A 12656-nucleotide genomic window follows, 5' to 3' on the forward strand; every position below is an offset into this window, starting at 1 on the left:
TCTGTTGCACGGGCAACAACGTTTTTAAATCCGGATAGCTGTTGTTTCAAAATGCCTGCATTTTTTGGCTATAATCAATTTTGATTTTATTGATTATGGCATTATTTTCCGGAACAGGTTTACGTTAAAATCTGTCATTAAATGCCGGACCGGTTTTATTGATCAGTGTTCTGCAATATCAGCGTCTTTCATGTAATATGTTTGCCATTCATATATATTCATGAATCCACGGATATCCAAATATCTCCAATAAACATTTTCGGGTATTTTTTTAACTGATACTCACCTCTTTTTTCGAGGACATCATGGCTAACAATATCAAAACTATCAGCGATGCTTCCTTTGAAGCAGATGTATTGAAATCCGACAAACCTGTACTGGTCGATTTCTGGGCGGAATGGTGCGGTCCATGCAAAATGATTGCTCCTATCGTCGATGAAGTCGCCTCCGAATATGCCGGCAAAGTCAATTTTACAAAGATGGATGTCGACTCCAACCCGGCAACGCCTGCAAAATTTGGCATTCGTGGCATTCCGACATTGATTTTGTTTAAAAATGGCGCTATTGTTTCGCAAAAAGTAGGAGCCTTGAGTAAAAGCCAGTTAACGGCTTTTATTGATAGCAATATCTGATATCATCACGTCAATGGCGGCCCCGCCGCCATTTTCAACCTTCATCATCAGTCTCCAACGATAAATCCCTTCTTGACTCTCTCTCGTTGTAAACCTTAAGTTTTAACATTATGCATTTATCTGAATTAAAGTCTCTGCATGTCTCAGCACTGCTGGAAATGGCGCTTGGCCTCGAAATCGACAACGCTGCCCGTATGCGCAAACAGGAACTCATGTTTGCCATTCTGAAAAAACGTGCCAAGGCAGGCGAGCAGGTTTACGGTGACGGCGCGCTGGAAATTCTTCCTGACGGCTTCGGCTTTCTCCGCTCCCCTGATGCCAGCTACATGGCATCCACCGACGATATCTACATTTCCCCATCACAAATCAGACGCTTCAATCTCCACACAGGGGATTCCATTGAAGGCGAAGTCAGAACCCCGAAAGATGGCGAACGTTATTTCGCGCTGGTGAAAGTCGACAAGGTCAACGGCGCTCCTCCGGAACAGTCGAAACATCGTTTGCTGTTTGAAAACCTTACTCCGTTGCACCCTGATGAACCGTTGAAACTCGAACGGGAAATCAGTTCACAGGAAAACATCACCGGCCGGATCATCGATATGATCGCCCCTATCGGCAAAGGCCAGCGCGGCTTGCTCGTCGCCTCTCCGAAATCCGGTAAAACCGTCATGTTGCAACATATGGCTCATGCCATTACGACCAATCATCCTGACGTTACCCTGTTTGTTCTCCTGATCGACGAACGTCCTGAAGAAGTGACTGAAATGCAGCGTTCCGTCCGTGGTGAAGTCATCGCTTCCACGTTCGACGAACCGGCGACACGCCACGTTCAGGTTGCGGAAATGGTTCTTGAAAAGGCAAAACGTCTGGTTGAAATGAAAAAGGACGTCGTCATTCTTCTTGATTCCATCACCCGTCTGGCACGTGCATACAATACCGTCATTCCGGCTTCCGGCAAGGTTTTGACCGGTGGTGTCGATGCCAACGCCCTCCAGCGTCCAAAACGTTTTTTCGGCGCTGCACGTAACGTGGAAGAAGGCGGTTCCCTGACCATCATCGCTACGGCACTTGTCGAAACGGGCAGCCGTATGGATGACGTGATTTACGAAGAATTCAAGGGTACCGGCAATATGGAAGTCCACCTGGAACGCCGTCTGGCTGAAAAACGGGTTTATCCATCGATCAACCTGAACAAGTCCGGCACCCGTCGCGAAGAACTGCTGATCAAACCGGATCAGTTGCAGAAAATCTGGATTCTTCGCAAACTGCTTTACGGTATGGATGAAATCGAGGCGATGGAATTCATTCTCGACAAGATGAAGGCAACCAAAAACAATGCCGACTTCTTCGACCTGATGCGTCGGGGTGGCTAGTTTCAAAAAGCCTTTATAAAAAAACGGTTACGTCGATTCGTAACCGTTTTTTTCGGGTTAATGAAATTGCCGTGTTTTTCAATAATTATTCAAGTGCGGCCATCAATCATTTGAATAAATGTTTTGATTTGCCATTTCAATAAGATCTTCATTAAATATATTGTAAATTTCGTTCAAATAATCGATTAATTGACTGATAATATATTCATTGTCCACAAATAAAATAATATTTTTAAGATCAATAAAAATATTTATAAGAAATACATTTCGGGGAGGTGAAAATGGATCTTAAAGGAACACGCACGGAACAGAATCTGATCGACGCTTTTGCAAATGAAGCCCAATGTTCTGCCATATACGATTATGCCGGTCGTCGTGCCAGCGTCGAAGGGCACAACGATATCAGTGCAAAGCTGGAAACCAGTGCCAAAATCCGCCAGAATCAGGCCAGAGGCAACCTGCAGATTCTTCAGAAAAATCCGCTTACCGGGCTGTCGAACACCGTCACGCGCCTGAATTTGCAATCGCTCATTTCTACGGCCACGAAAAACTATCACGACAAGTATTCCAAAATGGCAGAAGTAGCCCGTGATGAAGGTTTTGACGGGATTGCGGACTGGTTCGATACTCTGGCAAAAGCAGAACGCATGGAAGCCAGACTGTATGAAGACGCTTTGAAAACCCTGCTGGACTGAGTGAGTCACATGCTTGAAAAAAGGCAGATAATGAATATCTGCCTTTTTTGTTTTCTTATTCGCCGGGAAGAAGAATTTTGTGGTCCTTGCTGAACTGGTAATCCCGGAAAATGTGTGCTGCATCCGGAAGTTCGTAAGACCCGTCACCCATTTGCCGGGTCGTTTCTTTCAAACGGTAGGTATAGTGCCCGCATGTCCAGACATTGTAGTTACGCATATGGGTGCACAGGCAGATCTTGTCCTTCACAGCGATGATCTTGCCATCCGGACGTGATCCGAGTTCGCGATAATATTCGTCCAGATAAGCGCATTTCCCGTTTTCCAGCAGATAACCATACGATTCACAATTGGGACGCAAACCGATCCCGATTGCCGGTGTTTTCTTCAGCATACGCATGGGATAACCGGTCGGCGATACCAGATTCACTTCAATGTCGTCTTCATTGGCAGAGAGATACGCCTGTTTGGCCTTGTCCGGCAAACCGCATTCTTTCGAAATGGTAAAGCGTGTTGCCACCTGAACGCCACCGACACCCTGTTCCATGAAAGAAACAGCGTCCGATCCGGTAAAGACACCCCCGGCGGCGATTAAGGGAATTTCCAGTTTTTCCGCCTTGAGATACTCGATAATCTCGCCCACGATGGTTTTCAGATCATACTTGGCCCAATCCAGCCCGAATCCAAGATGTCCTCCGGCCAGCGGACCTTCAACGACCACATAATCAGGCAAACGGTTCAGCTTGGCGTTACGGCGCAGGAAAATCTGCAGGGCACGAACTGACGAGACGATAATGCCAAGCTTCACGTCACGAAAACGGGGATGATCTTCAATCAGCTTGAAAGAATTGGCGTGAAGGCCTGCTGCCAGGGTAATGCCATCGATTCCTGCATCCATCGCTGCGCGCAAACGGGCACGCAAGGTTTCGCGGGGCGCGTTCATCGTCAGCTTTTCCATGCAGTTGATGAAAATGAGACCGTCACCCTTCTTCTTTTCCATCGCACTGGCGACATGCAGCCGGGTGGCTTCTTCAACTTCGCCCAGATTGAAAACGATACCGGATTTATCCTTCTGTCCGATCAGTGCCTTGAACTGGAAGGTTTTGTTCTTCGTATAGCTTGTTCCAAAATAGCGATCGGCTGAATCCATCGACATCGCATCGGAGATATGACCGATGCCGCCGAGCCGTGCCGCTTCAAGTGCCAGTTTTTCGGTGGAGATATCAACTCCCATGCCACCAATTACGATGGGGACATACTCCTTTCCGTTCAATTTCAAACGGAAATCATCAACACATTTCATCGCTATCCTTGGACTACTGTTAAAGTTAGGCGCCTTATTTTTGTTTCTTCTGAATAAAAGGGAGCCAAAAATATTGTAACTGCGTCGAACTTGCTTCTAAATAGCCCTAATTTCATATTAATGCACTTGATGAACAAATATTTTCCATCGTGCACCACATCATGTCGATCGAGGCCTGACAAGCCAAACTGCACCATTATAATTTTACTTTATGAATATGCAATACAAAAAAACGAAAACTGCATATAACCACCCGCAATGGTGGAATTACGATACAACAACTTTTTTGAAAATCACCTCAATGTGACATCAGCACAGGCATCGTTGCGTCACCGAGAACCGTTCTGGTTACGCCCCCAAGGAGAAACTCCCTGAAGCGCGTATGACCGTAGCCCCCCATCACCAGCAAATCACAAGACTGCTCTTCTGCCAGTGCCAGTACAGCCGAACCGATGTTTTTATCCACCTGCGGCGGCAGCACTTCGACATTAATGCCGTGACGGGCCAGATAAACGGCAAGGTCGTGTCCGGCATGTTCCGCGTTGACATCGGGTTCCTTGTCGATATTGAACATGGCAATCTGTACGACATCGGCACGTCTTAAAACCGGAATAGTATCCGCTACAGCGCGTGTCGCTTCCCGGCTGGCGTTCCAGCAAATCATAACCCTTTTTCCGACTTCTTTCCCGAACGACGACGGCACGATCAAAACCGGACGACCGGCATTCATCATGACATATTCCGGAAAATCGGGTGCCACGACGGGAGAGGTTTCATGAAGGTCGGTCTGGCCGATGACGACGAGATCCGCAAAGCGGGACAAGAGACTGATTCCCTGATTCGCCTCACCATCCACGATGCGCCCTTCAAAGGAAGGCACACCCATTTTTTTCGCCTGCTCCTCGAATTCCTTTACGAAGGCCCCTGCACGATCATGCAGAAAGCGGAGATGGGAAGCGATGACAGGATCTTTCTCGTCGATATGCGCCTGCTGGAAGGTCAGGGTCGATACACCGACCATGGCGGCGCCGATGAGAAAGGCGTCTTCGGCGATAGCCATCTGGCATGCGATGCGGATGCGTTCTTTCGCATGCGATTCCCTGTCCAGATGTACCAGAATTGTTTTGTATGACATGATCACTCCCGTTCAGATTGATTGAGCAAGGAGAAGACAAGCTCGGTAGAAAAAAGGGGGACGACGAAAAACAGCCGCCCGGCTTTTACATTTGTTCCAGACCGAATGCCTTATGCAGTGCCCGTACAGCCAGTTCCATGTATTTTTCGTCAATGATGACGGAAATTTTGATTTCGGATGTCGAAATCATCAGGATATTGATACCTTCCTCGGAAAGTGTACCAAACATTTTCGATGCGACGCCGACATGGCTGCGCATGCCGATCCCGATAGCCGATACTTTCGACACCTTGGCGTCCCCGATGATATCGGTAGCGCCGATTTCCGCCTTGATCTGGTTGTTCAGCAGATCCATTGCCCGGTTGTAATCCGGACGCGGGACGGTAAAGGTAAAATCTGTTTTCCCGTTGATCGACTGGTTCTGGATGATCATATCGACTTCGATATTGGCAGAAGCGATGGCACCCAGAATCCGGGAAGCGATACCCGGTCTGTCAGGAACCCCGACAACCGTAATTTTCGCTTCGTCACGGCTGAATGCAATTCCGGAGATAACAGTTTGTTCCATATGCGAGTCTTCTTCAAAAGTGATCAATGTGCCGGATTTGGCTTCTTCTTCGAGTGGAATGTCGGGATCGGTCATGGATGACAGTACGCGGGTGGGGACATGATAATTTCCCGCCAGTTCCACGGAACGCGTCTGCAGCACTTTCGACCCGAGCGACGCCATTTCAAGCATTTCTTCAAAGGTGATTTTTTTCAGTCTTCTGGCATCGGTCACGACACGTGGATCGGTTGTATAAACGCCATCGACGTCGGTATAAATCAGGCATTCCGCTGCCTTTAAGGCAGCGGCAACCGCTACGGCAGACGTATCGGAACCACCCCGTCCCAGAGTGGTGATATTGCCGTCTTCACTGATGCCCTGAAAACCGGCAATGATGACCACTTTTCCGGCATCGAGGTTTTCCCTGATTTTTTCCTCGTCGATGGACTGGATACGCGCCTTGGTATGGGAGGTATCGGTCTTGACAGGAACCTGCCAGCCGGTGAAGGAGACCGCCTGTTTTCCCTGCTGCATCAATGCCATCGACAACAAACCGACCGAAACCTGTTCGCCGGTCGACGTGACCATATCGAGTTCGCGCTGGTCAGGCTCCGGCATGATTTCCTTTGCCAGTCCGATCAGACGGTTTGTTTCACCCGACATGGCGGATGGAACGACGACAACCTGATGACCCGCGTTGTGCCATTTGGCGACACGCCGGGCGACGTTCTTGATGCGGTCGATCGACCCCATCGATGTCCCGCCATATTTGTGAACGACTAGAGCCATATAATTTTTATGAATAAAAAATAAGAAAAAGTTCAGCTTTTAACTTTACCGTTTGAGGTGAAATTTAACAAGACATACTGCCAACGGCAGCATAAAAAAAGGCATTATGTATCACGTTCCCATCTGATCTGCACACATTTTCCGTTTTTTTTCAGACGAGATGCGCTGATACCGATTCCGGCAACATAAACGAGATCGTCCTCAAAAAATACCAGCGGCAGGAATTGTCTTTCCCATGAGGGTATGCCCCGATCCTGACAAAGCGCTTTCAGTGTTTTGGTGGGCCTGCCCGCCAGTTTCAGTTTGGCGCTTCCCCGGTACGGTTCGATTCTCAGTTTTCGCCTTTGCAGCCAGTCGATATCGAATCCCGTTTCACTCTCTTCAAAATATAGCGTTCCATGCCATTGATGAAGCCTGAACCTGTTTTCGCCGTGCCACTGGATTTCGAGCGGATGAGGCTGATTGCCAGTTGACTCAACTGTCCTGCCAAGCGAAATGTTCTGGCGATAACGCCGGATCGTATAACCGTCCAGAATCAGGTCAATCTGCGCGTCTTCACGTGCTTCCAGCAGCTGTTCTCTGGCCTGCACAAGCCATGCTGTCGAAGGCATGCGCACACGACTGGCCGCAAGCCAGTAGCGGAGCAGATTATCGATCCTTTCCCGATTCAATAAACGCAGCTGCTCCAGATTCAGGCTGTTCTTTCCTGATGTGCAGGCTTCAAAATCTTTTTTCGCCACTTCCTCCAGCAGGCGCCGGGCGGAGCCTGCATGCTGCGCCGTCCGGAACAGACGTTTCTGAAATCCCGGGAAAAGGTCTTCCAGTACCGGAACCAGCCTGTGACGGATGGCGTTGCGCGTATAGGCCACATCGTCATTCGAATCGTCATCGATATGCGTTATGCCCGCTTCCACAAGCCATGAAGCCAGTTCCTTGCGTGAAACAGAAAGAAGCGGCCGCCCCAGAAAAAGCGTTTCATCTCCGAGAAGTTCCGGTGAGTGAGAGCTCGCTTCCATGCCTGACAAGCCTGCGACGCCTGTGCCACGCATCAATTGAAGCAATACCGTTTCAACCTGATCGTCTTCATGGTGAGCCGTCAGTAAAAGAGGAATGTCATGCTTGCGGCACATCTCTCCCAGTGCCCGGTAGCGTTTTTCCCGGGCCTCGGCCTCGATTCCGTCGCCACTTTGAGGGTCAATTTGCACCCGTTGGCTATCGAAAGAGACGCCCAGCCGTATACATTCGTTTTCACAATGGGCCAGCCAGTCATCCGCATGAGGGTTCAATCCATGATGAACGTGAAAAGCGAAGAGTGCGCAATCGTTTTCGATGGCAAAACGATGGGCAAGATGCAACAAGACGCTCGAATCCAGCCCTCCGCTGTATGCGATGGCTATACGTGCATTTTTCAGCGATTCCTTCAAGGAAAACGATACGGAAGCTTTTGCGTCTTCCATACGAAAAACGCGCGTCAGAATGGCTTCCAACGCGCGATCAAATTCTTTTTCGACAGCAGGATTATGCAAAACAATCGCCTTTATTTAGCCTGTTCACTATCTTTGAACTGACCGTAATTCAGCCATTTTTCCTGCCGTGCAGCGATCAATTCATCAATCGGAATATCCTGAATCTGACGATAGGCTTCTGCCAGTTCGCGTTTCAAGGTCGCTGCAATCGCTTTGAAATCGCGATGCGCGCCGCCCAGTGGTTCATCGATGATCTTGTCGATCAGGCCAATCGATTTCAGGCGCTGTGCCGTCAGGCCCAGGGCTTCAGCGGCTTCATTGGCGCGTTCGGCGGTTTTCCACAAGATGGAAGCGCAGCCTTCAGGCGAAATGACGGAATAAACGGAGTACTGCAACATCTGGATGGTATCGGCTACGGCAATCGCCAATGCGCCACCGGAACCGCCTTCACCGATAATCGTGGCGATGACAGGCACTTTCAGGTCGGCCATGGCAAACAGGTTTTTGCCGATCGCTTCGGACTGTCCACGTTCTTCCGCGTCAATCCCCGGGAATGCGCCCGGCGTGTCGACGAAAGTAAAGATGGGCAATTTGAATTTTTCAGCCATACGCATCAGGCGCAAGGCCTTGCGGTAACCTTCCGGACGCGGCATCCCGAAATTACGGAAACTCCGTTCCTTGACGTCACGGCCTTTCTGGTGCCCCATGACGACACATGGAATACCGTTGAAACGGGCAAGTCCGCCCACGATAGCCGGATCATCCGCAAATGCACGATCGCCATGAAGCTCATGGAAATCGGTGAAAATCTCGTTGATATAGTCCAGCGTATAAGGCCGGTTCGGATGGCGGGCAATCTGCGAAACCTGCCATGGCGTCAGTTTGGAATAAATTTCCTTGGTCAGCTGCTGGCTTTTTTTCATCAGCCGCGAAATTTCTTCGGAAATATCGACAGCCGAATCATCCTGAACGAAACGCAATTCTTCAATTTTTGCGTCCAGTTCAGCGATGGGTTGCTCGAAGCTGAGAAAATTCGTTTTAGCCACACTATCTCCTTAAACCGACTGCAAGGCTCAAGCAGTCGCGAAAATTAATTTTTCAGTATTCTACCGGAAGTGGTGTCAAACTGCGCCACAAATACCATGTTGCGACAGTACACCACGGTTCCCATTTCCCTGCAATTTCTTGCACGTCTTTTTTGCCGATGTCTTTACCGGAAAAATAAGACATGCTGATTCCTTTCAACAAGCCGACATCGTCTAACGGCAATACGTTTGGCCGCATCAGATTGAATATCAAAAACATCTCGGCAGTCCAGCGCCCGATCCCGCGAACCTGCGTCAGGTCGGCAATAATTTCTTCATCCGGCATATCGGGCCATTGATCGGCCTGAATTTTACGCTCGACAAAATGAAACGCCAAATCTTTCAGATATTCCACTTTCCGTCTGGATAAACCGGCAGCGGAAAGCATTTCTGCACTGGCAGTCATGATTTCTTCAGGAGAACTGGCCGGGCAAACCAGCAGGAAACGCTTCCAGATGGAATCCGCTGCCTTGACTGAAATCTGCTGTCCGACAATCGACCGGGCCAGTGTCTGAAAAGGTTCTCCACGGGTTTGCAAACGATCCTTGCCCGAGGTGGCAATCAGCTTTTGCATGATGGGGTCGCGCATCCCCAATTCTGCGCATGCCCGATCCCAGCACCCCTCATCGAGCATGGAAATCGTTTGCCCGTCTGTCATTTATGAACGACGCCACTCAGTCAGGCCACCGGGTTTGTCTTCGAGGACAATGCCTTTTTCAAGCAACTCACTTCTGATCTTGTCGGCTTCGGCGAAATTCTTCGCTTTCTTGGCATCGATACGGGCCTGAATTTGCGACTCGATCCATTTTTCCTCGCCTTCATCGACAGCGCCGTCGCCCTGCAGGAATTGGCGCGGATCGCGTTCCAGAAGTCCCAGAACACCTGCCAGCGCTTTCAATTGCGAACCCAGTTCGGCCAAATGGGTCCGGTTCACTTCATTGGCCAGTTCGAACAGGACAGCCACCGCTTCAGGCGTATTGAAGTCGTCGTTCATGGCACTGGCGAAGCGCTTTGCGTATTCGCTGTCCCAGTCAACCGCCTGGTCTTTGACGTCAACATCTTTCAAGGCCGTATAAAGACGGGTCAGAGCATTTTTTGCATCGTCAAGATGGGCGTCGGAATAATTCAACGGACTGCGGTAATGCGAACGGATGATGAAGAAGCGAAGCACTTCGGCGTCATAGCTTTTCAGGACATCGCGAATGGTGAAGAAATTGCCAAGGGACTTGGACATTTTTTCGTTATCGACGCGGACGAAACCGTTGTGCATCCAGTAATTGACGAACGGATGATGTGACGCCCCTTCCGACTGGGCGATTTCATTTTCATGATGCGGGAACTGCAAATCGGCTCCGCCACCGTGAATATCGAAATGTTCGCCGAGCAGTTTGGAGGACATGGCCGAGCATTCGATATGCCAGCCCGGACGGCCAGTCCCCCATCGGGAAGGCCATTTGGCTTCTTCCGGTTCGGTCGGTTTGGCGGACTTCCATAAAACGAAATCCAGCGGGTCGCGCTTTCCGGTATTGATATCGACCCGTTCACCTGCTCGCAAATCATCCAGCGATTTGCCGGACAGTTTGCCGTAGCCTTCAAAATCCCGCACGGAATAATTCACGTCCCCATCCGTGGACTGGTAAGCCAATCCGTTCTTTTCGAGCTTGCCGATCAGTTCCAGCATTTCCGGGACGTACTCGGTCGCTCTCGGTTCATGATCGGGAGGCAGGATACCGAGTGCACAGGTATCTTCATGCATGTATTGGGTAAAACGGGAAGTCAGGCTGGAAATCGGTTCACCGTTTTCGGCGGCGCGATTGATGATCTTGTCGTCGATATCGGTGATGTTGCGGACATAAGTCACCTCATATCCCGTCGCTTTCAGCCAGCGGTAAACGACGTCGAAAGACATCATCATCCGGGCATGCCCTATGTGACAATAATCGTAAATCGTCATGCCGCATACGTACATTCTCACTTTACCCGGTTCAATAGGCGTAAAGACTTCTTTGCTTCTCGTTAAACTGTTATATATCTGCAGACTGTCCATGAGAGAGACTTGGAAATAAATTCAAATAAAACAGATATTTTACTGTGATATACCCTTTTTGGACATGGGTTTTGGTCATGCATTTCAAACCGGCATCATTCCTGACCGACAGTCTGGCAGCCGGACACAGGCAATATCGCTGAAACAAAGAGTTTGCTAGAATGCCGTTAGCGTGAAATGAATGCTTTTTCATTGTTTATTAAAATCATTAGCCTGTTCATCTGTCAGAATATAGGGAATATTTTTTGTTCACGACTGCATCTGGCAGATTTTCAATCTCATCATAAGGAATATTATGGCCGTCGCACTTCACACCAATCTCGGTACGATCAAGATCGAACTCGATGCCGAAAAAGCACCGAAAACCGTTGAAAACTTTCTGAACTACGTTCGTTCCGGACATTACGACAACACCATTTTCCATCGTGTCATCAACGGTTTCATGATTCAGGGCGGCGGTTTCGAACCCGGCATGACCCAGAAAAAGACGAATGCACCGGTTGAAAACGAAGCGAACAACGGTTTGTCCAACGAAACCTATAGCATCGCGATGGCAAGAACGTCCGACCCGCACTCCGCGACGGCCCAGTTCTTCATTAACGTCAGCGACAATGATTTCCTCGACTATCCGGGACAGGATGGCTGGGGCTACTGCGTTTTCGGCACCGTAACCGAAGGCAAGGAAATCGTCGACAAGATCAAGAACGTCAAAACCGGCCGTGCAGGCATGCATGCTGACGTACCGATGGAAGACGTCGTCATCGAAAAAGCGGAAGAAGTCTGATTTCAATTTGAATGCCGAATCCATATGAACCAGCCTGCCTCACCAATGAAAAGTTCAAAAGCGCTTTTCATTTCTGATCTGCACTTGCAGGCTGGCGCCCCAAAAACCATTGCCGCTTTTCAGAAGTTTCTTGAAAAGAAAGCAACGCAGGCTGAACAGCTCTATATTCTTGGCGATTTGTTTGAATATTGGGTGGGTGACGACGATATGGATTCGGAAGCGGTACAAGTCATTGTCGGCGCGATCCGCCAGGTTTCAGACAGGGGCACAGCCGTTTTCTGGATTCCCGGCAATCGGGACCTGCTGACCGGCAGAAAATTCCTGCGATCCATCGGCGCAAAAGCACTTCCCGATCTGGCGATCGTCGAATTCGGCAACAAAAAGCTCATGCTGGCGCATGGCGATGCGCAATGTACGGATGACATCAACTACATGCGCTTCCGGAAACGCACCCATAACCCGATCGTGCGCTTCCTGTTTCTGGCTCTCCCGCTGTCCAAAAGAAGAAAGATCATTACCGGCTACCGTCAGGAAAGCAAAAAAGCCAATGAGAGCAAATCGGCCGACATCATGGACGTCAACGCCTCCGTCATCGCCGATCTCTTCAGGCAAACCGGCGCATCCGTCATGATTCACGGCCATACCCATCGCCCCGGACGCCATATCTGTACCACTGAAAAGGGCGAATGCACCCGTCTGGTCCTGTCGGACTGGAGTCTCGATGGCGACACGCCCCGGGGTGACTGGATCGAAATCGGTATGGATAACGAAATCATCCGGCATTCCGTGCTGGAACTTTAAAC

Annotated in this window: 12 protein-coding genes; 5 read left to right on the forward strand and 7 right to left on the reverse strand. The window is 49.6% G+C overall.

The annotated features are described in order from the left end of the window. Positions 1-305: 305 nt before the first annotated feature. The 3 genes from trxA to BRW83_RS10905 all read left to right on the forward strand — a co-directional run bounded on the left by trxA (position 306) and on the right by BRW83_RS10905 (position 2700). Positions 306-632 carry a thioredoxin TrxA gene (gene trxA, locus BRW83_RS10895; RefSeq protein ID WP_005879400.1) on the forward strand — a complete coding sequence of 109 codons (327 nt, stop codon included), beginning with the start codon at positions 306-308 and terminating at the stop codon, positions 630-632. 110 nt (positions 633-742) lie between these two features. Continuing rightward, complete coding sequence (gene rho, locus BRW83_RS10900) at positions 743-2005, forward strand: transcription termination factor Rho (protein WP_005879398.1); 1263 nt, start codon at positions 743-745, stop codon at positions 2003-2005. Between the two features lie 281 nt (positions 2006-2286). Further along, entirely contained in the window at positions 2287-2700 is a 414-nt protein-coding gene (locus BRW83_RS10905; protein WP_036602459.1) for a rubrerythrin family protein, read from the forward strand. A gap of 55 nt (positions 2701-2755) precedes the next feature. Here BRW83_RS10905 and BRW83_RS10910 read toward each other — a convergent pair whose 3' ends face one another. The 7 genes from BRW83_RS10910 to cysS all read right to left on the reverse strand — a co-directional run bounded on the left by BRW83_RS10910 (position 2756) and on the right by cysS (position 11069). Further along, a complete protein-coding gene (locus BRW83_RS10910; RefSeq protein ID WP_005879394.1) occupies positions 2756-4000 on the reverse strand; it encodes a nitronate monooxygenase in 1245 nt (414 codons plus the stop codon). A gap of 298 nt (positions 4001-4298) precedes the next feature. Further along, entirely contained in the window at positions 4299-5135 is an 837-nt protein-coding gene (locus BRW83_RS10915) for a universal stress protein (protein ID WP_005879392.1), read from the reverse strand. 85 nt (positions 5136-5220) lie between these two features. Continuing rightward, positions 5221-6471, reverse strand: coding sequence for an aspartate kinase (locus BRW83_RS10920; protein WP_005879390.1), 1251 nt, complete (start codon positions 6469-6471; stop codon positions 5221-5223). Positions 6472-6575: 104 nt separating this feature from the next. Further along, positions 6576-7997, reverse strand: coding sequence for a tRNA lysidine(34) synthetase TilS (tilS, locus tag BRW83_RS10925; RefSeq protein WP_005879388.1), 1422 nt, complete (start codon positions 7995-7997; stop codon positions 6576-6578). An 11-nt stretch (positions 7998-8008) separates the two neighbouring features. Continuing rightward, the gene (locus tag BRW83_RS10930; RefSeq protein ID WP_005879386.1) at positions 8009-8983 is read right to left on the reverse strand and encodes an acetyl-CoA carboxylase carboxyltransferase subunit alpha; all 975 of its coding nucleotides are present in this window, start codon (positions 8981-8983) and stop codon (positions 8009-8011) included. 52 nt (positions 8984-9035) lie between these two features. Beyond that, on the reverse strand, positions 9036-9680 hold the full coding sequence (locus BRW83_RS10935) for a DNA-3-methyladenine glycosylase family protein (protein ID WP_005879385.1): 645 nt from the start codon (positions 9678-9680) through the stop codon (positions 9036-9038). After that, complete coding sequence (gene cysS / locus BRW83_RS10940; protein ID WP_005879383.1) at positions 9681-11069, reverse strand: cysteine--tRNA ligase; 1389 nt, start codon at positions 11067-11069, stop codon at positions 9681-9683. It abuts the gene before it with no gap. Positions 11070-11364: 295 nt separating this feature from the next. Between cysS and BRW83_RS10945 the strand changes: the two genes are divergently transcribed. After that, entirely contained in the window at positions 11365-11853 is a 489-nt protein-coding gene (locus BRW83_RS10945) for a peptidylprolyl isomerase (RefSeq protein ID WP_005879381.1), read from the forward strand. Between the two features lie 24 nt (positions 11854-11877). Then, entirely contained in the window at positions 11878-12654 is a 777-nt protein-coding gene (locus tag BRW83_RS10950) for a UDP-2,3-diacylglucosamine diphosphatase (RefSeq protein ID WP_005879379.1), read from the forward strand. Positions 12655-12656 lie beyond the last annotated feature (2 nt).

The sequence above is a fragment of the Oxalobacter formigenes genome (genome assembly GCF_002127965.1).
GTDB lineage: Bacteria > Pseudomonadota > Gammaproteobacteria > Burkholderiales > Burkholderiaceae_D > Oxalobacter > Oxalobacter formigenes.